Annotated in this window: 30 protein-coding genes; 21 read left to right on the top strand and 9 right to left on the bottom strand. The window is 72.4% G+C overall.

Annotation, left to right across the window (positions count from 1 at the left end; all coding sequences use genetic code 11):
- Positions 1–48: 48 nt before the first annotated feature.
- Positions 49–549, top strand: coding sequence for a DUF1772 domain-containing protein (locus ACFUUZ_RS07095; RefSeq protein WP_378693390.1), 501 nt, complete (start codon positions 49–51; stop codon positions 547–549).
- Between the two features lie 76 nt (positions 550–625).
- Positions 626–1,186: a TetR/AcrR family transcriptional regulator gene (locus ACFUUZ_RS07090; RefSeq protein WP_378693416.1), complete on the top strand. Its 561-nt coding sequence runs from the start codon at positions 626–628 to the stop codon at positions 1,184–1,186.
- A 3-nt stretch (positions 1,187–1,189) separates the two neighbouring features.
- On the opposite strand, the gene ACFUUZ_RS07085 is transcribed toward ACFUUZ_RS07090, so the two are convergent.
- Positions 1,190–1,747 (bottom strand): TetR/AcrR family transcriptional regulator, encoded by a 558-nt coding sequence (locus tag ACFUUZ_RS07085; RefSeq protein WP_378693388.1) that lies wholly within the window; start codon positions 1,745–1,747, stop codon positions 1,190–1,192.
- 96 nt (positions 1,748–1,843) lie between these two features.
- On the opposite strand from ACFUUZ_RS07085, the gene ACFUUZ_RS07080 reads away from it, so the two are divergent.
- Positions 1,844–3,112 (top strand): glycosyltransferase, encoded by a 1,269-nt coding sequence (locus tag ACFUUZ_RS07080; protein WP_378693386.1) that lies wholly within the window; start codon positions 1,844–1,846, stop codon positions 3,110–3,112.
- 22 nt (positions 3,113–3,134) lie between these two features.
- Here the strand turns inward: ACFUUZ_RS07080 and ACFUUZ_RS07075 are convergent, their stop codons facing one another.
- Positions 3,135–4,109 carry an oxidoreductase gene (locus ACFUUZ_RS07075; RefSeq protein ID WP_378693384.1) on the bottom strand — a complete coding sequence of 325 codons (975 nt, stop codon included), beginning with the start codon at positions 4,107–4,109 and terminating at the stop codon, positions 3,135–3,137.
- Positions 4,110–4,224: 115 nt separating this feature from the next.
- Entirely contained in the window at positions 4,225–5,103 is an 879-nt protein-coding gene (locus ACFUUZ_RS07070; protein ID WP_378693382.1) for a DJ-1/PfpI family protein, read from the bottom strand.
- Positions 5,104–5,201: 98 nt separating this feature from the next.
- On the opposite strand from ACFUUZ_RS07070, the gene ACFUUZ_RS07065 reads away from it, so the two are divergent.
- A complete protein-coding gene (locus ACFUUZ_RS07065) occupies positions 5,202–6,233 on the top strand; it encodes a GlxA family transcriptional regulator (protein WP_378693381.1) in 1,032 nt (343 codons plus the stop codon).
- On the opposite strand, the gene ACFUUZ_RS07060 is transcribed toward ACFUUZ_RS07065, so the two are convergent.
- Positions 6,140–6,724, bottom strand: coding sequence for a TetR/AcrR family transcriptional regulator (locus ACFUUZ_RS07060; protein WP_378693380.1), 585 nt, complete (start codon positions 6,722–6,724; stop codon positions 6,140–6,142). The two genes, ACFUUZ_RS07065 and ACFUUZ_RS07060, sit on opposite strands and share 94 nt — an antisense overlap.
- A 50-nt stretch (positions 6,725–6,774) precedes the next feature.
- On the opposite strand from ACFUUZ_RS07060, the gene ACFUUZ_RS07055 reads away from it, so the two are divergent.
- From ACFUUZ_RS07055 to ACFUUZ_RS07030, 6 genes are all read left to right on the top strand, one after another.
- Positions 6,775–6,855, top strand: a complete 81-nt coding sequence (locus tag ACFUUZ_RS07055) for a putative leader peptide (RefSeq protein ID WP_378648168.1) — start codon at positions 6,775–6,777, stop codon at positions 6,853–6,855.
- A 63-nt stretch (positions 6,856–6,918) separates the two neighbouring features.
- Positions 6,919–7,437: a DUF4242 domain-containing protein gene (locus ACFUUZ_RS07050; RefSeq protein ID WP_378693379.1), complete on the top strand. Its 519-nt coding sequence runs from the start codon at positions 6,919–6,921 to the stop codon at positions 7,435–7,437.
- Complete coding sequence (locus tag ACFUUZ_RS07045; RefSeq protein WP_378693378.1) at positions 7,434–8,450, top strand: acyl-CoA dehydrogenase; 1,017 nt, start codon at positions 7,434–7,436, stop codon at positions 8,448–8,450. Before ACFUUZ_RS07050 ends, ACFUUZ_RS07045 begins: the two co-directional genes overlap by 4 nt.
- The gene (locus ACFUUZ_RS07040; RefSeq protein WP_378693377.1) at positions 8,426–9,142 is read left to right on the top strand and encodes an ABC transporter ATP-binding protein; all 717 of its coding nucleotides are present in this window, start codon (positions 8,426–8,428) and stop codon (positions 9,140–9,142) included. The genes ACFUUZ_RS07045 and ACFUUZ_RS07040 overlap by 25 nt, the downstream gene beginning before the upstream one ends.
- Entirely contained in the window at positions 9,139–10,266 is a 1,128-nt protein-coding gene (locus ACFUUZ_RS07035) for an ABC transporter substrate-binding protein (protein WP_378693375.1), read from the top strand. The genes ACFUUZ_RS07040 and ACFUUZ_RS07035 overlap by 4 nt, the downstream gene beginning before the upstream one ends.
- Positions 10,263–11,042, top strand: coding sequence for an ABC transporter permease (locus ACFUUZ_RS07030; protein ID WP_378693373.1), 780 nt, complete (start codon positions 10,263–10,265; stop codon positions 11,040–11,042). The genes ACFUUZ_RS07035 and ACFUUZ_RS07030 overlap by 4 nt, the downstream gene beginning before the upstream one ends.
- 5 nt (positions 11,043–11,047) lie before the next feature.
- On the opposite strand, the gene ACFUUZ_RS07025 is transcribed toward ACFUUZ_RS07030, so the two are convergent.
- Positions 11,048–11,626, bottom strand: a complete 579-nt coding sequence (locus tag ACFUUZ_RS07025; protein WP_378693371.1) for a TetR/AcrR family transcriptional regulator — start codon at positions 11,624–11,626, stop codon at positions 11,048–11,050.
- Positions 11,627–11,714: 88 nt separating this feature from the next.
- On the opposite strand from ACFUUZ_RS07025, the gene ACFUUZ_RS07020 reads away from it, so the two are divergent.
- Entirely contained in the window at positions 11,715–12,167 is a 453-nt protein-coding gene (locus ACFUUZ_RS07020; RefSeq protein ID WP_378693369.1) for an anthrone oxygenase family protein, read from the top strand.
- Between the two features lie 9 nt (positions 12,168–12,176).
- Here the strand turns inward: ACFUUZ_RS07020 and ACFUUZ_RS07015 are convergent, their stop codons facing one another.
- Positions 12,177–12,746 carry a hypothetical protein gene (locus tag ACFUUZ_RS07015; RefSeq protein WP_378693367.1) on the bottom strand — a complete coding sequence of 190 codons (570 nt, stop codon included), beginning with the start codon at positions 12,744–12,746 and terminating at the stop codon, positions 12,177–12,179.
- A 243-nt stretch (positions 12,747–12,989) separates the two neighbouring features.
- A complete protein-coding gene (locus ACFUUZ_RS07010; RefSeq protein WP_378693365.1) occupies positions 12,990–13,343 on the bottom strand; it encodes a hypothetical protein in 354 nt (117 codons plus the stop codon).
- A gap of 99 nt (positions 13,344–13,442) precedes the next feature.
- On the opposite strand from ACFUUZ_RS07010, the gene ACFUUZ_RS07005 reads away from it, so the two are divergent.
- The 4 genes from ACFUUZ_RS07005 (at position 13,443) to ACFUUZ_RS06990 (ending at position 17,306) form a co-directional block, all read left to right on the top strand.
- The gene (locus ACFUUZ_RS07005) at positions 13,443–14,171 is read left to right on the top strand and encodes a helix-turn-helix domain-containing protein (RefSeq protein ID WP_378693363.1); all 729 of its coding nucleotides are present in this window, start codon (positions 13,443–13,445) and stop codon (positions 14,169–14,171) included.
- 263 nt (positions 14,172–14,434) lie between these two features.
- Positions 14,435–15,070, top strand: a complete 636-nt coding sequence (locus ACFUUZ_RS07000) for a pentapeptide repeat-containing protein (protein ID WP_378693362.1) — start codon at positions 14,435–14,437, stop codon at positions 15,068–15,070.
- A 118-nt stretch (positions 15,071–15,188) separates the two neighbouring features.
- Positions 15,189–15,662, top strand: a complete 474-nt coding sequence (locus tag ACFUUZ_RS06995; RefSeq protein WP_378693360.1) for a MarR family winged helix-turn-helix transcriptional regulator — start codon at positions 15,189–15,191, stop codon at positions 15,660–15,662.
- Between the two features lie 60 nt (positions 15,663–15,722).
- Positions 15,723–17,306 carry an MDR family MFS transporter gene (locus ACFUUZ_RS06990; protein WP_378693414.1) on the top strand — a complete coding sequence of 528 codons (1,584 nt, stop codon included), beginning with the start codon at positions 15,723–15,725 and terminating at the stop codon, positions 17,304–17,306.
- Between the two features lie 46 nt (positions 17,307–17,352).
- On the opposite strand, the gene ACFUUZ_RS06985 is transcribed toward ACFUUZ_RS06990, so the two are convergent.
- On the bottom strand, positions 17,353–17,964 hold the full coding sequence (locus ACFUUZ_RS06985) for a hypothetical protein (protein WP_378693358.1): 612 nt from the start codon (positions 17,962–17,964) through the stop codon (positions 17,353–17,355).
- A gap of 150 nt (positions 17,965–18,114) precedes the next feature.
- On the opposite strand from ACFUUZ_RS06985, the gene ACFUUZ_RS06980 reads away from it, so the two are divergent.
- Complete coding sequence (locus tag ACFUUZ_RS06980; RefSeq protein ID WP_378693356.1) at positions 18,115–18,957, top strand: SGNH/GDSL hydrolase family protein; 843 nt, start codon at positions 18,115–18,117, stop codon at positions 18,955–18,957.
- A 53-nt stretch (positions 18,958–19,010) separates the two neighbouring features.
- The gene (locus tag ACFUUZ_RS06975; protein WP_378693354.1) at positions 19,011–19,679 is read left to right on the top strand and encodes an HAD family hydrolase; all 669 of its coding nucleotides are present in this window, start codon (positions 19,011–19,013) and stop codon (positions 19,677–19,679) included.
- On the opposite strand, the gene ACFUUZ_RS06970 is transcribed toward ACFUUZ_RS06975, so the two are convergent.
- A complete protein-coding gene (locus ACFUUZ_RS06970; RefSeq protein ID WP_378693352.1) occupies positions 19,680–20,267 on the bottom strand; it encodes a TetR/AcrR family transcriptional regulator in 588 nt (195 codons plus the stop codon). It lies immediately after the preceding gene.
- 75 nt (positions 20,268–20,342) lie between these two features.
- On the opposite strand from ACFUUZ_RS06970, the gene ACFUUZ_RS06965 reads away from it, so the two are divergent.
- From ACFUUZ_RS06965 to ACFUUZ_RS06950, 4 genes are all read left to right on the top strand, one after another.
- Positions 20,343–21,344, top strand: a complete 1,002-nt coding sequence (locus tag ACFUUZ_RS06965; protein WP_378693350.1) for a GlxA family transcriptional regulator — start codon at positions 20,343–20,345, stop codon at positions 21,342–21,344.
- Between the two features lie 109 nt (positions 21,345–21,453).
- The gene (locus ACFUUZ_RS06960) at positions 21,454–22,167 is read left to right on the top strand and encodes an alpha/beta fold hydrolase (RefSeq protein WP_378693348.1); all 714 of its coding nucleotides are present in this window, start codon (positions 21,454–21,456) and stop codon (positions 22,165–22,167) included.
- 27 nt (positions 22,168–22,194) lie between these two features.
- Positions 22,195–23,160, top strand: a complete 966-nt coding sequence (locus ACFUUZ_RS06955) for an alpha/beta hydrolase (RefSeq protein ID WP_378693347.1) — start codon at positions 22,195–22,197, stop codon at positions 23,158–23,160.
- On the top strand, positions 23,157–23,855 hold the full coding sequence (locus tag ACFUUZ_RS06950) for an alpha/beta fold hydrolase (protein WP_378693345.1): 699 nt from the start codon (positions 23,157–23,159) through the stop codon (positions 23,853–23,855). The genes ACFUUZ_RS06955 and ACFUUZ_RS06950 overlap by 4 nt, the downstream gene beginning before the upstream one ends.
- Positions 23,856–23,930: the final 75 nt, after the last annotated feature.

Raw genomic sequence — 23,930 nt, 5'->3', positions numbered from 1 at the left:
GGTCGGGCCCGGATCCGGGGTGGCCGCCCGCGACCTAGCGTTCTCGGCATGACACGCGCACGCGCCATCGCGCTCTGGCTGCTGGTGATCTTCGTCGGAATCCAGTTCGGCGCCGGGTGGTACGAGAAGATCATCGTGGTGCACCTGTGGGAGCAGGTGCCGCCCGCGGAGACGCTCGCCGCCATGACCGAGTCCGGTTTCGAGCGGGCGGGCCGGGCCTTCTGGCCCTTCGTCTCGCCCGCTGTCGCGCTGCTGGCGCTGATCAACATCGGCTTCGCCTGGCGCGCGCCGGAGCCGATCCGGCGCTGGTGGCTGGCGGCGGCGCTGCTCATGACCACCTACGCGGCCGTCAGCTACGGCTGGTTCGTGCCGCAGATGGTGATCTTCCAGCGGGACGGCGCGGAGTGGGAGCCGGACCGCATCGCCTCCTTCATCGAGCTGTGGACCTCGGCGAACTACGCCCGCATGGCGCTCGGCGGGGCGGGCTGGCTCTGCGCGCTGCGCGCGCTCTCGCTCTCCGGCGCCCGGGCGCGGCCGCTCGGCGATTAGCATCGCTGGAGTGACCGGAACGGCCCCGAGCAGCAGCAGGCGCACCAACCGCCGCGGTGCGGCGACCCGCGAGTCCATGCTCGAGGCCGCGCTCACCTCGCTGGCGTCCGGCGATCCCGGCTCGGTGTCGGCGAATCGGATCGCCAAGGACATCGGGGTCACCTGGGGGGCGGTCAAGTACCAGTTCGGCGATATCGACGGGCTCTGGGCGGCGGTGCTGCACCGGACCGCCGAGCGGCGCGGCGACCTCCCGGCCGGGCTGGTGCCCGGCGGCACGCTCCGGGAGCGGGTCGCCGCCACCGTCGACACGCTCTACCGCGGCCTGACCGGCACCGATTCGCGCGCCATCGAGACGCTGCGCGCCGCGCTCCCGCGCGACCCCGCCGAGTTGGAGCGGCTGTTCCCGCGGACCGCGGCCGAGCTGGTCTCCTGGCAGGTGGGGTGGAACGCCGCCTGTCAGAAGGCCTTCGCCGACCTGGACGTGGCACCGGAGCGGGTGCGCGAGGTGGCTTCGTTCCTGCCGGGCGCCATGCGCGGCATCGTCTCGGAGCAGCAGCTCGGCACCTACACCGACCTGGAGGAGGCGCGCCGCGGCTTCACCGCGGCCATCGTCGCCTACCTCGAGCACTCGCGCTGAGCCTCAGGCGAGCAGCGCGCCGACCAGGGTGACCAGGTGCGCGACGGTCGCCTCGCGGCTCAGCCCCAGCTCCCGCCGCAGGCTGCGCCAGGTGCCGACGTTCAGCACGACCACGAGCAGGTCGCTCAGCCGATCCTGCTCCGGGTGCCGCTCGAGCACCGCCGCGAAGACCGTCTCCACCCAGTGCCGGTGTGAGCGGTGCCCGTCCTCGATGATCGGGAGCAGCTCCGGCATCCGCTCGGCGAGCGCGAGCAGCCGCCAGGTGCCATCACCGGTGTACTCGTAGTCGCGCACGACGGTGCGCACGATGGAATCCACGTCGCCCGGCACCGCCTCCGCGCGCCCCGCCGCGACCGCGGGCGCGAACCGCTCGGCCAGCCCGGCCAGGTAGAGCCCGATCTTGCTGCCGAAGTGGTTGACCACGGTCTGCGGTGAAACACCCGCCGCGGCAGCGACATCGGCGATGGTCACCTCGTCGTACCAGGCGTCGACGAACAGCTCGATGGCCGCGTCCAGGATGGCTTCCCTGGTCTGTTCACGCGCCTTTGCGCGGGACGTCATCTCGTATCGGCGCGCCATTGCACCTACTTTCATTTACCCTTGACACAAATCAATGTAGTCCCATACTAACAGAAGTCCCCCGAACGGAGCCCGCCCATGACTCGCTTCCTGGTCTACACCGCCCCCGCCACCGGCCACGTGGTCCCGCTCGTCCCCGGCCTGCTCGAGCTGCGCCGCCGCGGCCACGAGGTGCACGTGCGCACCCTGCCCGCCATGGTCGGCCCGCTGCGCGCCGCCGGGATCTCCGCCGACGCCGTCGACCACAGGGTCACCGCGGTCGAGGTCACCGACTTCCGCGCCACCTCCGACACCGAGCGGCTGCGCAGCGGCCAGGTCGATCTCGTGCGCCGCGGCGAGTTCGACGGCCCCGACCTGGACGCCGCCATCGCCGAGCACCGCCCCGACGTGCTGCTCGTCGATTCCATTGCCTACGGCGCGCAGACCCGCGCCCAGGCGTCGCCGCTGCCGACCGCCATGGTGCTGCCCTCGGTGCTGCCCGTGCGGGGCCGCGGCATCCCGCCTTACGGCCTCGGGCTGAAGCCCATGTCCGGCCCGCTCGGCCGGGTGCGGGACGCGGTGGGGTGGAAGATGGTCGAGCGGGTCTTCGGCAAGGCCATGCTGCCCGGGCTGAACGGGCTGCGCCGCGCCGCCGGGCTGCCCGAATTCCGCTCCCCGCTGGACCAGTTCACCGCGCAGGACGCGGTGATCGTGCTCACCGGCGAGCCACTGGAGTACCCGCGCACCGACCTGCCCGCGCACGTCCACCTGGTCGGCGCGCAGCCGTGGGATCTCCCCGCCGAGCGCCCCGCCTACCTGGACGAGCCCGGCGACCCCTGGGTCCTGGTCACCTGCTCCACCGACTACCAGGGCGACGAGGACCTGGCCCGCGTCGCCGTCGAGGCGCTGCGCGACCAGCCGGTCCGGGTGCTGCTCACCCTCGCCGAGGCGTACGACGGCGCCGGGCTGGCCAGCGCGGGCAATATCCGGGTCGAGCGCTTCGTCCCGCACGGCCACGTGCTGCCGCACTGCGCCGCCGTCGTCACGCACGGCGGGTTCGGCATCGTCTCCAAGGCCATGGCGGCGGGCGTGCCCAGCGTCATCGTCCCCTTCGGCCGGGACCAGCCGGAGATCGCCCGGCGGGTCAGCGAGGCCGGGGCCGGGGTCACGCTGCGGCCGAAGGATCTCGACGCCCGCTCGCTGCGGGTCGCCGTCGAGCGCGCCCGCGCCATGACCGCGGGCGCGCAGGCCGCCGCCGCGACGCTGCGCGCAGGCGGCGGGGCGACGCGCTTCGCGGATGTCGCCGTCGCGCTCGGCGCCGGGGAGGGGGAGCGAGTCCGCGCCACGCCGTCGGAGCTCGCTCGCTGACGCCGCGGTTCGGCCGGTGCCGTCAGGCCCGTCCGGGCGCTGCCGCGGCGCCGAAGTCGTACCGCACCCCGGTCAACCGCTCCGATTCCGCCCAGAGCAGGGTGTTCAGCCGCTGATCGAGGGCGGGGGCGGGTGGCGCGGCCGGTTCCGGGTGGCCTTTGAGCCCGCGCCGCTCGGTCGGGCCGAAGTAGTCGGCACCGGCGGCCGCAGGGTCGGTGGCGGCGCGCAGCGTCGCGAGCGCCCCGATGGCGGCGGGCTGCTGGATCCACCCGGCCAGCGGGCGCAGCACCCCCGAGTTGAGCTGCTTGGACAGCGGGCCCATATTGTCGCCGAACGCCGTTCGCACGGAACCGGGGTGGGCGGCCGTCGCGATCGCGGGCGCGCCCGCGACGGCAAGCCTGCGCTGGAGCTCGACCGTGAACATGAGGTCGGCGAGCTTGGACTGCCCGTACACCGCCATGGTCCGGTACCGACGGCGCGCGCAGTGCAGGTCGTCGAGCGCGAGGGTGGCACCGGCGGCGAGCAGGCTGCTGACGGCGACGATGCGCGCCCCCGGGTGCGGGGCGATGCGGTCGAGCAGCAGCCCGGTCAGGGCGAAGGGGCCGAGGTGGTTGGTGGCGAAGGTGGCCTCGAAGCCGTCTGCCGACTCGGTGCGGCGGGCGAAGGTGGTCCCCGCGTTGTTGACGAGGAGGTCGATGCGGTCGAAGTCCGCGCGAAGCTGCTCGGCGGCCGCGCGCACCGACGTCAGGGACAGCAGGTCCGCCCGCACCGGGCGGAGTTCGGCATCGGGGGCGGTCGCCCGGATGCGCTCGGCCGCCGCTCCGGCCTTCTCGATGCTGCGACAGACCAGCACGACGGTTGCACCGTGCTCCGCGAGCAACCGCGCGGTTTCGAAGCCGAGCCCGCTGTTGGCGCCGGTGACGACGGCGATCCGGCCGTGCTGGGCGGGGATCTCCGCCTCGGTCCATCGAGTCCGGGGTGGCGTGGCGGCGGTCATCGGGGTCCTTCCGGTCGGTGGCGAGGTACCCCGCCGACCCAACCGGTCCCGGGTGAACACCGACAGACACCGCGATGACGTCTGAGTTACCAAATGTGTTGCGGTACAACAGTATTCATGCTTGTACGCGGTAAATGGCCGGGTGCGCCGTGGCGATCGACCGCGCCTCGTCGACCGAGGCGACCACAGCGGGGGCGCGCCCGGCCGCCTCGCACGCTTCGGCGCTGTCCCAGTGCGCGATGGTGACCAGCTGGAAGCGGGTGTCCGGCAGGATCGCCCGGTGCAGGCGGACGTCGCGGAAGCCCGGCGCGGTCCGCATGGACGCGGCGCGCCCCCGCCACTGCCGGACGAAGTCGTCGATGCGCTCGGCCGGGATCTCGATGGCATTGACGAAGGTGACGCCGGGGCCCGCGCGCCACGGCCCGGTGCGGCGCTCGTGCTCGAGGATTTCCTCGGCGAGCGCCGCGCTCTCGGCGCCGACGAACCGCTCCACGAGGTGCAGGCCGAGGTCGATGCCGGAGGTGACGCCGCCCGCCGTGATCAGATCACCGTCGTCGACCACGCGGCCCGCGGTGACGACAGCGCCGTGCGCGCGAAGGTCCTGCAGCGCGATGTGGTGGGTCGTGCAGCGGCGACCAGCGGTGATTCCCGCCGCGGCGAGCAACAGCGTCCCGGTGCACACGGCCGCGATGGTCAGCCCGGGGCGGCGGGCCGCGGCCAGTGCGCGCGGGACAGCGCCGCCGCGAAGCTGCTCCTCGACCGCGGAGCCCGCCCCGTAGCCGCCGCCGGGGACCACGAGCAGGTCGGCGTCCGCCGGCGCCCACGGCCCGCGGATGGTGAGCTCGAGCCCCGCCGCGGTGGTGATTGCGCCCGGTCCGCCGACGGTGACGAAGCTGTGCCGGACCCCGTCGACCGTGCCGAGCGCGGTGGCCGGTCCGACGAAGTCCTGATCCTCCACGCCGTCGTAGAGCAGCGTGTGCACGGTGAGCGTCATCGAATCCTCCGGTGGCGGTTGTGGTTACGCCCCGAGTATTTCCCGGTGCGCCGCACCGGACCAGTGGCCGGCTCGCCAGGGTGGCTTAGGATCCGGCCATGCATACCGTCGCCGTGCTCGCGGTCGACGGGGTCGTCGGTTTCGAGTTGGCCACCCCGTGCCAGGTCTTCGCGCTCGCCCCCGGCTACCAGGTTCGGGTCTGCGCCCTGCGCACGCGGAACACGATCGCCACCGCCGCGGGCGAGGAGATGTTCACCGTCTCGACGCGCTACGGCCTCGACGCCGTCCGTGCGGCACAGACGGTGATCGTCCCCGGCGCCGACCCCGACGCGCTCCCCGACCCGCGCGTCCTGCGCACCCTGCGGGCGGCCGCCGACCGCGGCGCCCGGATCGCCTCGATCTGCACCGGCGCCTTCGTCCTCGCCGCGGCCGGGCTGCTGGACGGCCGCACCGCGACGACCCACTGGCTGCTCGCCGACCACCTCGCCGAGCGCCACCCGGCGGTCACCGTCGACCCCGCGGTGCTCTTCGTCGACGACGGCGCGATCCTCACCTCCGCGGGCGTCGCGGCCGGGCTCGACCTGTGCCTGCACCTCGTGCGGAGCGACCACGGCGCCGCGGTGGCCGCCGACATCGCCCGGCAACTCGTCACCCCACCCCTGCGGGCGGGTGGCCAGGCGCAGTTCATCGAGCGCCCCGCGCCTGCCGCGAACTCCGTCGACCTGGCCCCGCTCCTGCACTGGATGCAGGACAACCTCGGCACACCCCTGTCGCTCGCCGACATCGCCGCCGCGGCGGCCATGAGCCCGCGGACCCTCTCCCGGCGCTTCCGCGCGCACACCGGCACAACCCCCGGGCAGTGGCTGCTCGACCGCCGCCTACAGCGGGCGCGGGAACTCCTGGAGACGACCGACATGCCCGTCGAACGCGTCGCCGGGACAGTCGGTTTCGGCTCGATCGAGACCCTGCGCTACCACTTCACCCGGCACGTCGGCACCGCCCCCGCGGCCTACCGCTCGACCTTCCGAGCGAGCCGTCAGCGCCGCAGCAACTCCGCCGCGATCTCCCGACCGAACCGCAGCGGCTGCACCGAGTGCTCCAGCTTCGACCCCGCCAGCGCCCCGTCGTAGACCAGCTGGATCCGCTGCGCGAGCCCGGCCGGATCGGCGGCCCCGACCTCGGTGAGCAGCTCGGTCAGCGTCTCCCGCACCCAGATCCGGTGCGCGACGACAGGTGCCAACTCCTGGTCCGGGAACTCGGTGGCGGCGTTGGCGTACTGACACCCCCGGAACCCCCTGCCCGGTGCCGACGCCAGCGCCAGGTCGAAGAAGGTCAGCACCCGGTCCGCCGGGTCGGCGACGGCGGCGACCGCCTCCTGCCAGCGGGCGCGGTCGCGGCGGTCCAGGTGCTCGAGGTAGGCGAGCACCAGCGCGTCCTTGGAGCCGTAGCTGGAGTACAGGCTGGCGCGCGCCACCCCGGCCTCGGCCAGCACCCGGTCGATGCCGACGGCGCGAATGCCGTAGCGGGCGAACAGGGTGCCCGCGGTCTCGAGCAGGCGCTGCGCCGGGCTCGGTTTGGCCGGCGCCGCGGATTCCGTCGACGTGGTCACACCACCCACCATAGCCACTCCACCGAATAGACAGATCGTTCTGTCTATGTCATGGTTGCTGCGTGACCCGCAGTACCCTCACCCGCCGCCTGCACGTGGATCTCGTGCGCGTCGCCGGTGCTGCCTGTCGTCACTCGCGCTGAGCCGCGTCCCGGTCCCGCACTGCGTCGAGGGCCGCTCTCCGTTTCTCCGAAAGGCGATCCCGCATGTCCCTGTACCTGTACGAACTGGCACCCGCGATCGACCCGGCCAAGGCCGTCGACGAGCTGGCGGCGCGCCTCGGCGAGGCCGGCGGCGAGCTGATCGAGGCGCAGGTCACCGGCGGCGCCGGGCGGATCTTCGCGATCGCCGAGTTCGAGTCCTGTCGGGCTCCGGGACTGGAGCCGGACGGCGCGCTCGGCGCCGTCGACGGCCCGCACGAGGTGCGGCTGGTCGGCGCGGAGCTGGCCCAGCTCAAGGCGGCCAGGCCCGCGGCGGGGTACCTGGTCGAGTGGGACATCCCGGCCGAGATCGACATGGACACCTACCTGGCCCGCAAGAAGGCGAACGCGCCGAAGTACGCGAACGTGCCCGAGGTCGACTTCCTGCGCACCTACGTCCGCGAGGACACCGCCAAGTGCCTGTGCTTCTACGACGCCCCCGACGAGGCCGCGGTCCGGCGCGCCCGCGATGCGGTGAGCACCCCCGTCGACCGCCTGCACGCGCTCACGGAACCCAGGACATGACCGCCGTGCTCGACGCCCGCGCCGAGGCGGTGGCCTTCGTCCGCGACCGGGCCGCCGCGCTCGACCGCGGCGAGACCGACGTCCGCACCGACCTGGCCGAGCTGGGCAGGTTGGGGCTGCTCGGCATCGGGCTCGGCGAGCCGGGGATCGAACCGATCGTCGGCGTGGTCGAGGCGGTCGCCGGGGAGAGCCTCGCGGTCGGCTTCTCGCTCTGGGCGCAGCGGATGACCATCGAATACGTCTCCCGCGCACCGGAACCCGTCCGCTCGGCGCACCTGGCGGGGTTGACCTCGGGCCGCACGATCGGCGTCACCGCCATGGCGGCGGCGCTCAAGCACCTGGCCGGGCTCGGCCCGCTGCCGCTGGCCGCCGTTGGCGACCGGGTCTCCGGGCCGATCGCCTGGGCCTCCAACGTCTTCCCGGACGCGCTGATCGTGTTCCCGTTCCGCGACGAGTCGGGGCGCGGGCACGTCGGCTGCACCGGCGCAGGCGCGCCCGGTGTCGAGGTGGCGCCCGCCCCGGAGCTGCTCGCGCTCGGCGCGACCGCCTCGACCTCGCTGCGCTTCACCGACGTCGCCGCCGACCAGCGGATCACCGACGACCTGAAGGGCTTCTGCGGCGCCATCCGCCCGACCTTCCTGCTGCTGCAGTCCGCCTTCTGCACCGGCATCGCGCGCACCGCGCTCACCGAGGCCGCGGCCAGGCTGGACGGGCTCGGTGAGGAGTTCCGCACCGAGCTCGAATCGCTCACCGCGCGCGGCGACGACCTGCGACACCAGCTCTACCGGCACGCCGCCGACCCCGGCGCGGCGGGCCCCGCCGAGCTGCTCGAGGCCCGCCTCGGCGCGGCCCGGCTCGCGGTCGAGGCCACCCGGCTGGAGTTCGCCCTGCGCGGCGGGGCGGGGTACGCCACCGCCAGCGCCACCAACCGTCGGTTCCGGGAGGCTGCCTTCCTGCCGATCCAGTCTCCCTCGGAAGGGCAGTTGCGGTGGGAACTCTCGCAGTACGGATAGCGGACGGCCGCAAGGGCTACGCCGGCCTCCCGGTCCTCAACGGCCTCGACCTCGCGGTTCCCGCGGGCGAAACCCTGGCCGTGCTCGGCGCCAGCGGCAGCGGCAAGTCCACGCTGCTCCGGGTGCTGGCCGGGCTCGACCGGCTGGACGCGGGCAGCATCGACTGGGGCGGCGCCGACACCCCGCCCGCCACCGGAACCGTCTTCCAGCAGCCGCTGCTCATGCCGTGGCTGACGGTGCGGGACAACATCCTCTTCGGCGGCCGCTTCGCCCGGCACCGCGACGGCTTCGACGCCGACCACGCGCTCGGGCTGCTCGCCCGCTTCGGCCTCGGCGAGCTGGCCGACCGCCGCCCCGACCAGCTCTCCGGCGGTCAGGCGCAGCGGATCTCGGTGATCCGCGCCGCCGCCGTCCGGCCCCGGCTGCTGCTGCTCGACGAGCCGTTCAGCGCGCTCGACCCCGCGGTGCGCGCGGACCTGCAGGACTGGCTGCGCGAGCTGGTCGCCGAACTGTCCTGCACCACCGTGCTGGTCACCCACGACGTCGACGAGGCGCTGCGGCTCGCGGACCGGATCGTGCTCATCGGCCCCGGTGCCGCAGTGCGCGAGGATGTCTCGCTGACCGACGCCGACCCGGTCGCGGTGCGCGAGCGCATCGTGGCCGGGTACCGCGAGACGGTGGTGCCCGCGTGAGCCTCTCCCGCCGGGCGCTGCTGTGCGGGTGCGCCGGGCTGGTCGCCGCGGGCGGCGTCGCCGGGATCGCGGACCTGGCGCGCGCCGCAGGCACCGACCGCAGCAACGCCACCGGCACCCTGCGGATCGGCTACCTGCCCATCACCGACGCCGCGCCGCTGCTGGTCGCGCACGGCGCGAACACCGTCGCCGCGGGCACGGTGCACAGCGCGAAACCGGTGCTCTTCCGCAGCTGGGCCGCGCTCGCCGAGGCCTTCCTGACCCGCCAGGTCGACGTGGTGCACCTGCTCATGCCGATGGCCGTGCAGCTGAAGTACGGGCTCGGCGCGGACGTCAGGGTGCTCGGCTGGAACCACACCAACGGCTCCGCGCTCACCGTCGCCCCGCACATCACCGAACCGGAGCAGCTGGCGGGCACCCAGGTGGCGATCCCGTTCTGGTGGTCGATCCACAACATCCTGATCCAGCAGTACCTGCGCGCGCACGGGCTGCGCCCGGTGATCCGGCGCTCCGCCGCGCGCGCGGACCGCACCGTCGAGCTGGTCGTCATGAGCCCGTCGGACATGGTCCCCGCGCTGGCCAACGGCTCGATCGCGGGCTTCACCGTCGCCGACCCGTTCAACGCCGCCGCCCAGGTGCGCGGGGTCGGCCGGATCCACCGCTACCTCGGCGACCTCTGGCGCGACCACGCCTGCTGCGCCCTCGTCGTGCACCAGGACCTGCTCGACCGCCGCCCCGAGGTGGCCCAGGCGCTCACCGACGGTGTGGTCGCCGCGCAGCGGCAGATCGACACCGACCGCCCCGCGACCGCCGAACTGCTGGCGGGCGGCTACCTTCCGCAGCCGCTGCCCGCCATCACCACCGCGCTCACCTACCCGAAACCGCCCCCCGTGCGGCACCCGGAGTGGAACCCGCAGCGCATCGGCTTCCAGGCCTACCCCTACCCCAGCTTCACCGCCGCGCTGATCCAGGCCATGCCGGAGACCGTCGTCGACGGCGACACCCGGTTCCTCACCCGGCTCGACCCCGCCCGGGTGCACGCCGAACTCGTCGACGACCGCTTCGTGCGCAGCAGCCTCGGCGGCGCCGCCCCCACCCGCATCGAGGAGATCGACCCGTCGTGACCACCACCGCCCTCCCCGATACCGGCCCCGCCGCGCGCACCCGCCGCAGCCCGCTCCCCCGCATCGCCGCCATCGCCGCCGCGCTCGCGCTCTGGTGGCTGGTCACCAGCGTGCTGGCGGGCTCCGACTCGCTGCTGCGCGAGTTCGCCCCGCAGCACGTTCCCGGTGCGCTGCACGCGCTGTACGAGCGCGGGGTGCTGCTCGCCGATATCGGGGTCAGCCTGTGGCGGCTGCTGCTCGGGCTGCTCATCGCGGTGACCGTCGGCGTTCCGCTCGGGCTGCTGCTCGGGTTGCACGCCGCCACCGAGCACGCCGTCGCGCCGGTCGTGCAGTTCCTGCGCATGATCTCGCCGCTCTCCTGGGCGCCGATCGCCGTCGCGGTCTTCGGCATCGGCAACCAGCCGGTGATCTTCCTCGTCGCCGCCGCCGCGGTCTGGCCGATCGTCCTGAACACCAGCGCGGGTGTCCGCGCCATCGACCCCGGGCTGCTCCTCGTCGCCCGCTCCTTCGGCGCCACCCGCCGCGAACGGCTCTTCTCGGTCGTCCTCCCCGCCATTCGCGGGCACGTGCAGGCGGGTTTGCGGATCGCGCTCGGCATCGCGTGGGTCGTGCTCGTACCCGCCGAAATGCTCGGCGTGCGTTCCGGATTGGGCTACCAGATCCTGAACGCCCGGGACCAGCTCGCCTACGACCAGGTCATGGCGGTGATCGTCGTCATCGGCGCACTGGGCTTCGTCCTCGACTCCGCCGCGCGGGCGGTGCTCGACCGGCGGTGACGCGTTCAGACCGCGGCGAGCCGGTCGACCAGTAGCTCGACCCGCCGCGCGGAGGCGTCCGCGGGCAGCCTGCCCGCGCGGGTGAGCGTGGCGAGTCCGTGCAGCGCCGACCAGAAGACCTCGGTGAACAGGCCGGGTTCGACATCGGTCCCGGCGAGTTCGGCGAGGTTTTCCAGCAGGGCCGTGAAGGCGTCCTTCAAGGGCTCCGGTGTGTCGTCGGCGGCGAAGATCAGGCCGCCGTCGAGTTGGAACATGGCGTCGTAGACCGATGGGTTGTGCGCGGCGAAGTCGAGGTAGGCATCGGCGAGGGCGGTGACCCGGGCGCGCGGCTCGGCCACCGGCCCGGCCGCGGCCCGCAGCTGCGCCGCCAGCTCGGCGGCGCCCTGGAGCGCGACGGCGCCGATGATCTCGCGCTTGCCCCGGAAATGGCTGTAGAGAACCGGCTGGCTGTACTCGATCCGCTCGGCGAGCCGCCGCGTGGTGACCGCGTCCCAGCCGTCCCGCTCGGCTAGTTCGCGGGCGGTCGCCACGATGAGGCGTTCGCGCTCCGCCCGCTCGCGCCGCTTCCGTTCCTGTACCGACATGGGTCAATTCTAGCATCGCTAGACAACCAGCCGCTGATAGTTCTAGTGTTGATTCAGAAGCTAGCAGCACTAGATAGAGAAGGTCACCATGATCGATGCACTCGGAATCGGCACCGTCGTACTCATCGGCCTCATGGTGGGGGTCGAGCTCTCCGTCGCCTTCGTCGTGAATCGCATCCTCGATGCGCTCCCCGACGAAGCCACCCTGCTCGGCCGGGCCCACGGGGGCCGGATGCTCGGCGCCCTCATGCCGTTCTGGTACCTCGGATCGGTCGCCCTCAGCGCGATCTGGGCCGTCGCCGCCTGGGGCGAACCCGGCACCGGCCTCGTCGTCACCGCCGCCGCGCTGCTCGTCGCGAGCGTCGTCATGTCACTCGCGCTGCTCGTTCCGATCAACAACAGGGCCAAGACGTGGACCGCCGAGAACCGCCCGGCGGATTGGGAAGAGCAGTCCGGCCGCTGGGACCGCTACCACTACGTCCGCGTCGCGGTCATCGTCGCCGCCTTCACCCTGGTGACCGCCGCGCTCGCCGCGGGCTGACCCGGGCGGTCACGGGTGGGCGAAGCCGATCTCGACCAGATAATTCCACCAGGGATCCGCTGCCCACCACTCCGACTCGGCGGGGCCCCAGAGTTCCCGGTAGCGCGGGCCGAGCGCGGCGGTGTCGACGAACTCGAAGAGGCTGTCGCACTCCAGGCGGACCCCGCTCTCCTGCCCGTACTTGAAGTACAGCGAGTCGTAGACCGTGACCGCGCCGGTGCCGGAATCGAGCAGGATATAGACGCCGTCCCCCGCCGCACCGAGAACGAGCCTCGTCCCCTCGTGGATCGGCCGCCCTTCGACATCGACCGCCTGCATCCGGAACGTGCTCCCCTGCCTGCGCAGCGCCACCATCCCGAAGCGTGGACCGTCGCTGAGCCGGTACAGTGCCCGCAACTCCCGCTCGGCCGGCGCCTCCCCCTCGGGCAGCACGCCGTCCGGTAACGACAGGCAGCCCGCGTTGTAGAGGTCCTCCTCGTCCTCCGACCCCTCCTCCCAGCGCCGCTCCAGCTCCCCCTCGGCCCCCAGCTCACGCAGCCGAGCCAGTTTGCGCACTACTTCTTCGCGGTGATCGACCACGAGCCCGTCCTCGATTCGAACCATCGCGCCGGTCGCGATGCCGCGTCGGACCGTACCGCCGGGCAATGACACGTCCCGTTCGACAGGCAACGGCCCCTGGACGATTAGAGCGACTACGACGGCGCCCCCATCGAGGGCGACCACCGGCATGCCACCGTGCGCAACGCCCGCTCTCGACTCTGCCGCCCGGGCGGTGCTCGACCGGCGGTGAGGGCTCGCTGAACGCCAACACGTCGCCACGCATCACAGCAGTCCATCGGCGCCGAAATCGACACCGCGCGCGTAGAACCGCTCGGGAAAGACGGTGACCACAGCCGTCACCGCGAGGAGCTCGCTCGGCGTCCTACCACCGAAGTGCGCCAGACCTGGTACCACCACTGCCTCGATCCGGGGATCTCGCACCACCGCCGCGAGCCGTGCGACGGGGTCCGCCGTAGTCGCCCCGAAGGCTACGGTCTTCAGCAGGACGTAGCCGAGCCGTTCAGCGAGTGCCCGAATCCGAGTCTCGTCCCACTGCTGCTGGATGCCCGAAACATCACGGCGCAGGTAGCCGATCGCCCGTGGTCGCCTCATGTCTTCGCCCTTCGTTCGGAGCATCAGACTGCATGCGGCGCAACAACGCCCGCGACGACATTCCCGGCGTCGATTCGCACCGAGTGGGCGACATTTCGGCGTCATCGGCCTACGGTGGGCAGCATGGCCGGAATGCCGAATGCCGCGCTGCGCGCCGCGCGAACAGCCCGCCTGCTGAGCCAGGACGATCTGGCGCGTGCGCTGCGCGAAGCGGGGTGTGACAGTGCCACCAAGCGGCTGGTGCAGCGGTGGGAATCCGGGCAGACCTCGAGCCCGCGGCCGTCGCACGCGCGAGCGCTGGAGTTGGTGCTGGGGCTGCCGATCGAGACGCTCGGATTCGGGGCGGTCATGGCGACCCGCGGCGTGGGGCACGAGGTGCGATCACCGATCGGCGAAGTCCCCGAGCAGCAGGTAGCGCCCGGCGGGCGGCCCGCGGCGGGCACCTTCGCTGGAGTATGGCTGTCCCGCTACGAGTATTACTCCGACGGCCGCGACGCCACCTTCACCGCCGCGCACCACGTCGTGCTGCTCCAGCACGGCGGCCGGTTGACCGTGCGCAGCCTGCCGAACTCCGCGGCGTCGTCTCTGGAGATGGAGCTGAGTATCGACGGTCATGTCGCCACCGGCACCTGGAGTGAGCAGACCTCGGAAGACGGCTATTATCGGGGAGCTCGCTATCACGGCGCCGTGCAACTCCTCGCGGAGCTAACGCAGACCCGCTTGGCGGGGAAGTGGATCGGGTTCGGAAAGCGATTCGAGATCAATACCGGGCCATGGGAGCTCGTGTTGCAGAATTCGTCCACAGCCAAGGCAACGGTCGATGCCTACGATCGGCCTCCGGAAGGTATCTAGATCAGACGAGGTTCCGGCGAAATTCGAGACCCTGATCCGCGCCACGGGCAGTGGGGGGCGGGTTCCACGCCGCACCACTCATCCCCGATCGACGACCGCGGGGGCATCTCCACCAGTGACAGCGGCGATAGCGGCAGCTCCGGCTGTAGCGGTGGCTCCAGTTGCTCGAGCGGATCGAGCTGTTCGAGCGGCTCCAGCTGTGGCGGCGGAGGCGGCGAGTAGGCCGCATCCCCTTGTCTGCACCTGCAACTAGGGTGCACGGCGTGCGCGAACTCGACGACCTCCCCTTCGCAGCCCACCTCCGCCCCCTGGACGACCCCCTGGACGACGAGGGCGACTACGACGGCGCTCTGATCGAGGGCGAGCACCAGCACGCCACCGTGCGCAACGCCCGCTTCACCGAGTGCGCGCTACGCGCGGCGAGGCTCACCGGCACCGACTTCACCGCGACGAGGTTCGCCGACTCCTGGTTCCGCAACGCCGACCTCACCGCCACCACCATGACCGAATCGTCCTGGCAGGACGTCGAGCTGCTCGAGTCGACCCTGGCGGGCGCGGAGCTGATCGGCGCCCGCCTCCGCCGGGTCACCTTCGAGGGCTGCAAGCTCGACGGCGCCAACTTCTGCGGCGCCCAACTCCGCGAGGTCACCTTCCGCGACTGCGTCCTGCGCGACGTCGACCTGGCGGGCGCCAAGCTCACCGCCGTCGCCTTCCCCGGCAGCCGGGTGCAGCTCGCGCTCCGCGACACCACGATGGACAAGGTGGACCTGCGCGAGGCCGTTGGCATCACGGTCACCGAGGGCGTGCCGTCCCTGCGCGGCGCCATGATCTCCCGAACCCAGCTGTTCGAGCTCGCCCCCCTGCTCGCCGCTTCGGTCGGACTGCTGGTCAGGGACTGAATCCGGACAACCGGGACGTGAGCAGGCACACGCCCGCTATTTAGTTGCTTGTGTCAAGCAACCGTCGTATAGTTGCTTACTGCAAGCAATTAAATCGGGCATTCCGGGAGTGGTGGAGATGGCGGTGTCGAGCGCGACGGCCCAGAGCCTGATCGACGAGCTCTACCTCATGGGCCGGGCGATCAAGGTCTCGATGGCCCGCAACGAGGACGAGCGGCTGCTCGCGGGCGGCCTCGGGGTGCTGGTCACCCTGGAGGAGCACGGCCCGTGTCGCCAGGGCGACCTGGCGGCCTCGATGTGCCTCAGCCCGTCGGCGCTCAGCCGCCACGTCGCCGACCTGGTCGCGGAGAACCTGCTGACCAGGCACCCCGACCCCACCGACGGCAGGGCAACGGTCCTGCACGTCACCGACTCCGGCCGCGCGCTGCTGCGCCGGATCCGGGTGCAGCGCGCCGAGGTCATGGCCGCGCTTCTCGCGGACTGGGGTGACGACGAGGCCGAACGGGCCCGCGGCACCATCCGGAGCCTCCGGGAAAAGCTCACCGAACACGCTCTCCGCACCGGCGCGGGCGAGCACCAGCCGGTTCGATAGAAAGTCAGGTATTCGATGTCAACCACAGCCGAGGCGGTGAAGGACCGAGAGCCCGCCGCCATGACGCACCGCGAGATCCTGGAAGCGATGACCGGTCTGCTGGCCGCGCTGTTCACGGCGCTGCTGAGCACCACGATCGTCGCCACCGCGCTGCCGACCATCATCGGCGACCTGAAGGGCTCGCAGACGGCCTACGCCTGGGTCATCACCACGGCGCTGCTCGCCAACGCGGCGACCACCCCGCTCTGGGGCAAGCTCGCCGACCTGTTCAACAAGAAGCTGCTCGTGCAGTCCGCCATCGTGATCTTCGTGGCGGGCTCGGTGCTCGCCGGGTTCGCGCACGACGTGCCGCTGCTGCTGGTCGCCCGGGTGATCCAGGGCGTCGGCATGGGCGGGCTGACGGCGCTGGTGGTCGCGATCATCGGCTCGATCGTCGCGCCTCGCGAGCGCGGCCGGTACTCCGGGTACATGGGCGCGGTCATGGCGGTCTCCATGTCCGGCGGCCCGATCCTGGGCGGCGTGATCGTGGACAGCCCGCTGGGCTGGCGCTGGTGCTTCTTCGTCTGCGTGCCGCTGGCCGTGATCGCCCTGTTCCTGGTGCAGCGCACGCTGCGGCTGCCGACCGAGCGCAAGACCGGCGTCTCCATCGACTGGCTGGGCGCCGCGCTGCTCACCGCGGGCGTCTCGGTGCTGCTGATCTGGGTCTCCTTCGCGGGCAAGGCCGGGTACTACGCGTGGTTCTCCCGCGAGTCGGCGCTCTACGTCGGCGCCGGGGTGCTGCTGCTGGCCGCCACCGTGTGGGTGGAGCGGCGGGCGAAGTCGCCGATCGTGCCGCTGCCCATCGTGCTGGAGAAGACCACCGGGCTGGCGATCATCGCCTCGATCGCGGTCGGTGTCGGGATGTTCGGCGCGACCACCTTCCTCGGCCAGTACTTCCAGACCGCACGGGGCTACTCCCCCACCGCGGCGGGCGTGCTGACCATCCCGCTGGTGGCGGGCATGCTGATCGCCTCGGTCACCTCGGGGCAGCTGATCACCCGGTTCGGCAAGTGGAAGCGCTTCGTCGTCGCGGGCGGCGTGCTGCTGGTGATCGGCTTCGGGCTGCTCTCCACCATCGACCACGCCACCGACCTGTGGCTGGTCGGGGTCTACATCACCGTGGTCGGGCTCGGTGTCGGCATGATGATGCAGAACCTGGTGCTGGCCGTGCAGAACACGGTGAGCGTGCAGAACATCGGCGCCGCCTCCAGCAACGTCGCGTTCTTCCGCACCTTCGGCGGCGCGATCGGCGTCTCGGTGCTCGGCTCGATCCTGGCCACCCGGGTGGGCGAGCTCTCCGCGGAGGGCTTCGCGAAGCTCGGTATCCCGGCGGGCAGCTCCGGCGGCGGCAGCCTCGACCTGACGTCGCTGCCCGCCCCGGTCCTGGAGATCGTGCGCGCCGCCTACGGCGACGCCACCGGGCGCATCTTCCTGGTCGCCGCCGCGGCCTGCGTCATCGCGCTGATCGCCACCGCGCTGCTGCCGAACAAGCCGCTGCGCACCACGATCGACATCGACCCCGCGCTCGACCCCATGCACGCGGGGACGACGCCGCGGACCGCGGACACCGTCACGGAATCCAGGGAGCGCGTGCTCCAGCACTGACTCCCCGAAACGAAACGGGCCCCGGATCTCTCCGGGGCCCGTTTCGTCATTTCTTCGACCGGCGCGGCAGCTCGGCCGCGGTGAGCCCGACCAGCATGGCCGCCTCGCCGATATTGCCCAGCGGCGGCACCGCCACCGCCGCCCCGGAGGCCGCCACCAGCAGCACCGTGCCGACCAGCGGCGCCCACCTGGACTCCCGGCGCAGCAGCCAGATGCTCGCGGCCAGCAGCACGACGGTGACGACCAGCGGGACGATCGGCGGCGCGGGGTCGGCGGAGGCGTAGCGCAGGGTGTCGGCGTACTCCTTGGGAATCAGGTCGATGTGCGGTAGCTCGAAGATGCCCCAGGCGACCAGCACGGCGGTCAGCGCGACCGAGGACCAGCGCAGCCGCTGCCCCGCGCCGACCCGGTCGGCCGCCCACAGCACGAGCAGCGGGGTGAGCAGGGCGTGGCCCACGAAGCGGCCGACGCTGAGCGTCTCGAGCAGCTCGCCCTCGCCGATCACCACCCCGAGCCCGATGATCGCGGAGTCGTAGGCGACGCCGAGCCCGACCACCCCGAGCAGCCAGATGCGGGCGAGCCGGGTGGTGCGGGTCCAGAGCAGGACCACGCAGGCGAGTTGGACGGCAGCGGTGAGGAGCAAGAGCGCGGAGATCACGCCACACCATAGCGAAACGGACAATCTCCCCCGTTGCGGGTGATCTGCTGGCACGCTGTCACCTGCCAGGCTCACCCGCAACGAGAACCGGAGGTGCCCATGTGGCGGAGTACTGTCGCTGCATTTGCTGGAGCTGTGCTGACTTGCGCGATGGCGCCATTCGCCACCGCACAACCGCCGGGTTACCAGGAGTACGTCTCGCTCGGTGACTCCTGGTCGGCGGGCGCCACCCTGAACCCGGCGCTGCTGAACAGCGAGTTCGTGCCGCTCGGCTGCCTGCAGCGCACGCAGAACTTCGCCAGGCAGGTCGCCGAGGCGCTGGCCATCCCGACCTTCACCGACGCGGCCTGCGCGGGCGCCACCACCGAGGACATGACCGCCGACCAGCCGCTCGGCAAGGACCAGTACCCGTCCTTCAACACCCCGCAGTTCGACCGGCTCACCCCGAACACTGACCTGGTGACCATCCTGATCGGCGGCAACAATGTCGGGCTGGCGGCCACGGTGCGCACCTGCATCACCCCGAACCCGGCGCTCTCACCCTGCGTGGACCGCTTCGTGGTGAACGGCGTCGACCAGATGACGCAGCGGATCGAGGCCGCCGAGCCGGTGATCGCCGCGACCATCGAAGGCATCAAGGCGCGGTCGCCGCAGGCCCGGATCGTCATGCTGAACTACCTGGACGGCGTCGCCGTCGGCGACCCCTGCTACCCGATCATCCCGATCTCGCCGACCGACGTGAACTGGCTCGCCCAGAAGCTCGCCCAGCTGAACACCATGCTCTCCGTCGTCGCCAGGGAGACCGGCGTGGAGTTCGCCAACACCTACGAGGGCAGCATCGGGCACGACGCCTGCCGCCCGCCCGGCGTCCGCTGGGTCGAGGGGCTGATCCCGGTCACCGCGGACCCGCCCGGCCCCGCGCTGCCCTTCCACCCCAACCAGCTCGGCGTGAACCACCAGGCGAGCACGGTGCTGGCGACCCTCAACGGCTGATTCCCACGCGGCCGGTCGGGTACCCGGGCGAGACCCGACCCGAGGAGGAGCCCGTGCCCGACCCCGCCGCCGTGCTGTTCGATGTCGACGGAACCCTCGCCGACTCCAACTACCTGCACACCCGCGCCTGGCACCGCGCCTTCCGCGTGGCGGGCGCGGTGGTGCCGAGTTGGCGCATCCACCGCGCGATCGGCATGGACGGCGGCACGCTGATCGAGACGCTCGCCCCCGACCTCGACGGCGACGGCGCCGACCGCGCCGACGAGCTGCACTCCCGCTACTACCTGGAGTCCGCCGGGGAGCTGACCCTGCTCCCCGGCGCCAGGGAGATCCTGCGCGCGCTGCACGACCGCGGCCTGCGCATCGTCCTCGCCACCTCCGCCCCGCCCGACGAGTTCGCCCGCCTGCGCGAGCTGCTGGACAGCGATTCCATCCTGCACGCCGTCACCAACGGCGAGGACGTCGAGACGGCGAAACCGGACCCGACCATCGTCCGCATCGCTCTCGACCGCGCGGGCGTCCCCGCCGAGCGGGCGGTCTTCGTCGGCGACACGGTCTGGGACGCGAAAGCCGCCACCGAGGTCGGCGTGCGCGCCGTCGGCGTGCTCAGCGGTGGCATCTCACGCGACGAGCTGACCTCCGCGGGCGCGGAGTTCGTCTGCGACGACGTCGCGGAGCTGCTGCGCGAGGTCGAGCAGAGCCCGATCGGCACGCTGCTCTGATCAGGAGACGGGGACGTCGTCGCCGATCGGCAGCCCGGCGGCCGACACGTCGGCGATTGCCTCCAGCCGCTCCCGCGGCATGCCGAGGCGGCTTCCCTGGATCAGGCCCTGCGCCACCAGAACCACCTGCGCGGCCACGATGTCGGCATCGACATCGCCGCGCACGGTGAGCCGCTCGGCGACGGCGCGCTCCATGACGGCGGTGGCGGCGGCGCCGATCTCGACCACCTCGGGGATGCGGACGCCGAGGCCCGCGATGCTGTTGAGCATGAGGCACCCGCGGCGGTCCTGGTGTTCGGCGCAGCCGGCGAGGACGGCGGAGTAGAGGGCGCGGACGGCGTCGCGGGGCGAGCCGGGCGCGGACTCCATGACCTCGCGGATGATCGCGGCCCTGCGCTCGCAGTACCGGCCGTAGGCGGCGAGGAAGAGGCCGCGCTTGCTGCCGTAGGCGGCGTAGATGCTGCCGTTGCCGATGCCGGTCGCGCGGGAGACGTCCTCGACGGAGGTGTCGTCGAAACCGCGGGACCAGAAGAGTTCGGTCGCGGCGTCCAGCAGCTCCGACTCGTCGAACCGACGCGGACGTCCCATGCCGCCACGGTAGCCGATGGGCGGATCCGCGCGTTCCGGTTGTTCTGGAGCCGCGACTCCATAATACTGCTCGGTATGTGCTCGGAGTTCGCTGTCACCGCAAGACGCCGTATCGGCATCCTGCTCTTCGACGGCGTGAAGATGCTCGACTTCGCCGGACCGGCGGAGGTCTTCGTGGAGGCGAACCAGTCGCTGGACGGTTACCAGGTGGTGCTGCTCTCGCCGGACGGCGCGGATGTCAGCACCTCCATCGGTGCCAGGATCGAGGTGGCCGGTGCCGCCGCGGAGGCGGGCCGGTTCGACACCGTAGTGATCCCGGGCAGCGAGCTGGCGCCGGCGGCCTTCGTCACGCCGCGGGTGTTGGCGGCGGCGCGGCACCTCGCGGCGCGCACCCGCAGGCTCGCCTCGATCTGCAACGGCGCCTACGTGCTCGCCGAGCTCGGCCTGCTCGACGGCAGGCGGGCGACCACGCACTGGAAGTTCACCACCGAGCTGGCCAGGCGATACCCGGCGGTCGCGGTGGACCCGGACGCCATCTTCGTGCGCGACGGCACGCTCTACAGCTCGGCCGGGGTCGCCGCCGGGGTGGATCTGGCGCTGGCGCTGGTCGAGGAGGACCACGGCGCCGACGTGGCGCGCCGGGTGGCGCAGTCGCTGGTGGTGTACATGCAGCGGGCGGGCGGGCAGTCGCAGTTCTCCGCCTCGCTGAGCGGTCCCGCGCCGCGCACCCCGCTGGTGCGCGCGGTGGTCGACCTGATCTGCGCCGACCCGGCGGCGCCGCACACGGTGCGGAGCCTCGCCGCGCACGCGCGGGTCAGCGTGCGGCACCTGACCAGGCTCTTCCGCGCCGAACTGGGGCGCTCACCCGCCGAGTACGTCGCCTTCATCCGCTTCGGGGTCGCCCGCGACCTGCTGCACACCGGCGCAGGCGTCACCGAGGCGGCGATGACGGCCGGGTACGGCAGCAGCGAGGCGCTGCGCCGCGCCTTCGTGGCCCGGCTCGGAATCTCGCCGAGCAAGTACCAGCAGCGGTTCCGCTCCACCGGTGCGCCGCTGCCCGCGGCGGTCGGCGCGTGACGCCATGTCCCGATCGGAGGCAAACCGGGCCGGTGAGGCGGGGCGCCGGCGCCGCCGCGGGCGGAGACTCGACGGTGCGCCGGCACCCGCCGGTCCGGAAAGGAAAGCCATGCCCTCCCCCACCATCGTCCTGGTCCACGGCGCCTTCGCCGACGCCGCCAGTTGGGCCCCGGTCACCCAGCGGTTGCTCGCGCGGGGGCACCGCGTCCTGGTCCCGCCGGTCTACAACCGCAGCCTCGCCGCCGACGCCGCCTCGATCCGCGCCGTGGTCGAGGGCATCGACGGCCCGGTGCTGCTGGCCGGGCACTCCTACGGCGGCGCGGTGATCACCGTGGCCGGGGTGGCCGAGAACGTGGCGGGGCTGGTCTACGTCTCCGGCTACGCGCTGGACGAGGGCGAGAGCCTGGGGCAGCTGCAGGGCGGGTTCCCCGACTCCGACCTGGCGTCGGCGCTGGTCTACACCCCGTACCCGGTGCCGGGCGGCGAGCCGGGCACCGACGTCTCGGTCGACATCGACAGGTTCCCGGAGGTCTTCGCCGCCGGGCTGGACCCGGCCGAGGCCGCGGTGCTCGCCGTCTCGCAGCGCCCGCTCACCGCCTTCGCCTTCGGCGAACCGGCCGGCGTGGCGGCCTGGAAGACGAAGCCCGGATGGGGCATCGTCTCCACCGCCGACCGCACCATCAACCCCGAGGTCGAGCGCTTCGGCTACCGACGCGCCGGGCTGCTCGCGGTCGTCGAGATCGACGCGCCCCACCTGGTGATGCGCACCCACCCCGACGAGGTGGTCGCGGTGCTCACCGAGGCACTGTCCGCACTGTCCTGAAACGTTCCAACAAGAAAGGCAATCGCCATGGCAGGAAATCCGCACGGCCTCTCGCTCGAGCCGGCCGCCCAGGCCTTCGTCGACGCGACCTCGGAGCCGCCCTTCCTCTTCCAGCTGGATCCGGAGGAGGGCCGCAAGACCGTCGACGGCGTCCAGGACTCGGAGATCTGGAAGCCGGAGATCGACGAGGAGTGGGTCACCGTCGAGGGCGGCCCGACCGGGTCGGTGCAGGCCAGGATCGTGAAGCCGAAGGGCGCCGCGGGCGCGCTGCCGGTGATCGTCTACACGCACGGCGCGGGCTGGGTCTTCGGCGACGCGCACACCCACGACCGGCTGGTGCGCGACCTCGCGGTCGGCGCGAACGCCGCGGTGGTCTTCCCGGAGTACGACCGCTCCCCCGACGTCAGGTACCCGGTCGCCAACGAGCAGTCCTACCGGGTCGCGCAGTGGGTCGTCAGCGACGGCGCGGCGCACGGGCTCGATCCGGCCCGCATCGCCGTCGCCGGTGACTCGGTCGGCGGCAATATGGCTATCGCGCTCACCCTGCTCGCCAAGGAGCGCGGCGACCTGAGCTTCGTGCAGCAGGTGCTCTTCTACCCGGTCACCGACGCGGCCTTCGACACCGAGTCGTACCACCGCTTCGCCGAGGGCTACTTCCTGGCCCGCGAGGGCATGAAGTGGTTCTGGGACCAGTACACCACCAGCGCGGAGGACCGCGCGCAGATCACCGCATCGCCGCTGCGCGCGAGCACCGAGCAGCTCGCCGGGCTGCCGCCCGCGCTGGTCATCACCGCCGAGGCCGACGTGCTGCGGGACGAGGGCGAGGCGTACGCGGCCAAGCTGCGCGCCGCGGGCGTCCCGGTGACGGCGGTGCGCTACGGCGGCATCGTGCACGACTTCGTCATGCTGAACACGCTGCACGACACCGAGGCCGCCAAGGCCGCGGTCGCCCAGGCCGTCGCGACCCTGCGCTCCGCGCTGCACCCCGCATGAGCGCCCCGACGGTCGTGCTCGTGCACGGCGCCTTCGCCGACTCGTCCAGCTGGAACGGCGTGATCGCCCGGCTGCGGGCCGACGGCCACCCGGTCGTGGCGGCCGCGAACCCGCTGCGCGGGCTGGCCTCCGACGCTGCCTACGTCGCCTCGGTGCTGCGCACCGTGGACGGCCCGGTCGTGCTCGCCGGCCACTCCTACGGCGGCAGCGTGATCACCGTGGCGGCGGCCGGGCAGCCGAACGTGGCCGCGCTGGTCTACATCGCGGCGTTCATCCCGGACTCCGGTGAGAGCGCGCTGGAGCTCACCGACAAGTTCCCCGGCTCGACTCTCGGCCCGACCACGGCACCGGCGGACTACCCGGACGGCACCGAACTGCGGATCCGGCAGGACGAGTTCCCCGGGCAGTTCGCCGCCGACGTGGACAGCGCCGAGGCCGCGCTCATGGCCGTCACCCAGCGCCCGGTGGCGCTGGCCGCGCTGCAGGAGGGCGCGGAGGCGACCGCGTGGCGGGACCTGCCCTCGTTCGCCCTGCTCACCACCGCGGACAAGAACATCCCGGTGGCGGCGCAGCGCTTCATGGCCGAGCGCGCGGGCGCGACATCGGTCGAGGTCGAGGCCTCGCACGCGGTCTCGGTGTCCCGGCCGGACGCGGTCGCGGAGCTGATCGGGAAGGCGGTGGCGGCCGTCCGCTGACGCCGCCGGTGGCGGCGCAGGGTAAGAAGAAGCGAGCGGTCCCCGCGCCGCCACCACCCACCGTCGAACGAGGAG

It is taken from the genome of Nocardia sp. NPDC057353, from assembly GCF_042667085.1.
In the GTDB taxonomy this organism is placed as follows: Bacteria; Actinomycetota; Actinomycetes; order Mycobacteriales; family Mycobacteriaceae; genus Nocardia.
This window is presented reverse-complemented; position numbering and strand designations above follow the sequence as displayed.

Bases quoted from the DNA above. Each gene is read 5' to 3' on its own strand.
- ACFUUZ_RS07095 (WP_378693390.1), top strand. From the start codon at position 49: ATGACACGCGCACGCGCCATCGCGCTCTGGCTGCTGGTGATCTTCGTC.
- ACFUUZ_RS07090 (WP_378693416.1), top strand. From the start codon at position 626: ATGCTCGAGGCCGCGCTCACCTCGCTGGCGTCCGGCGATCCCGGCTCG.
- ACFUUZ_RS07085 (WP_378693388.1), bottom strand. From the start codon at position 1,747: ATGACGTCCCGCGCAAAGGCGCGTGAACAGACCAGGGAAGCCATCCTG.
- ACFUUZ_RS07080 (WP_378693386.1), top strand. From the start codon at position 1,844: ATGACTCGCTTCCTGGTCTACACCGCCCCCGCCACCGGCCACGTGGTC.
- ACFUUZ_RS07075 (WP_378693384.1), bottom strand. From the start codon at position 4,109: ATGACCGCCGCCACGCCACCCCGGACTCGATGGACCGAGGCGGAGATC.
- ACFUUZ_RS07070 (WP_378693382.1), bottom strand. From the start codon at position 5,103: ATGACGCTCACCGTGCACACGCTGCTCTACGACGGCGTGGAGGATCAG.
- ACFUUZ_RS07065 (WP_378693381.1), top strand. From the start codon at position 5,202: ATGCATACCGTCGCCGTGCTCGCGGTCGACGGGGTCGTCGGTTTCGAG.
- ACFUUZ_RS07060 (WP_378693380.1), bottom strand. From the start codon at position 6,724: ATGGTGGGTGGTGTGACCACGTCGACGGAATCCGCGGCGCCGGCCAAA.
- ACFUUZ_RS07050 (WP_378693379.1), top strand. From the start codon at position 6,919: ATGTCCCTGTACCTGTACGAACTGGCACCCGCGATCGACCCGGCCAAG.
- ACFUUZ_RS07045 (WP_378693378.1), top strand. From the start codon at position 7,434: ATGACCGCCGTGCTCGACGCCCGCGCCGAGGCGGTGGCCTTCGTCCGC.
- ACFUUZ_RS07025 (WP_378693371.1), bottom strand. From the start codon at position 11,626: ATGTCGGTACAGGAACGGAAGCGGCGCGAGCGGGCGGAGCGCGAACGC.
- ACFUUZ_RS07020 (WP_378693369.1), top strand. From the start codon at position 11,715: ATGATCGATGCACTCGGAATCGGCACCGTCGTACTCATCGGCCTCATG.
- ACFUUZ_RS07010 (WP_378693365.1), bottom strand. From the start codon at position 13,343: ATGCTCCGAACGAAGGGCGAAGACATGAGGCGACCACGGGCGATCGGC.
- ACFUUZ_RS07005 (WP_378693363.1), top strand. From the start codon at position 13,443: ATGGCCGGAATGCCGAATGCCGCGCTGCGCGCCGCGCGAACAGCCCGC.
- ACFUUZ_RS06995 (WP_378693360.1), top strand. From the start codon at position 15,189: ATGGCGGTGTCGAGCGCGACGGCCCAGAGCCTGATCGACGAGCTCTAC.
- ACFUUZ_RS06990 (WP_378693414.1), top strand. From the start codon at position 15,723: ATGACGCACCGCGAGATCCTGGAAGCGATGACCGGTCTGCTGGCCGCG.
- ACFUUZ_RS06980 (WP_378693356.1), top strand. From the start codon at position 18,115: ATGGCGCCATTCGCCACCGCACAACCGCCGGGTTACCAGGAGTACGTC.
- ACFUUZ_RS06970 (WP_378693352.1), bottom strand. From the start codon at position 20,267: ATGGGACGTCCGCGTCGGTTCGACGAGTCGGAGCTGCTGGACGCCGCG.
- ACFUUZ_RS06965 (WP_378693350.1), top strand. From the start codon at position 20,343: ATGTGCTCGGAGTTCGCTGTCACCGCAAGACGCCGTATCGGCATCCTG.
- ACFUUZ_RS06960 (WP_378693348.1), top strand. From the start codon at position 21,454: ATGCCCTCCCCCACCATCGTCCTGGTCCACGGCGCCTTCGCCGACGCC.
- ACFUUZ_RS06955 (WP_378693347.1), top strand. From the start codon at position 22,195: ATGGCAGGAAATCCGCACGGCCTCTCGCTCGAGCCGGCCGCCCAGGCC.
- ACFUUZ_RS06950 (WP_378693345.1), top strand. From the start codon at position 23,157: ATGAGCGCCCCGACGGTCGTGCTCGTGCACGGCGCCTTCGCCGACTCG.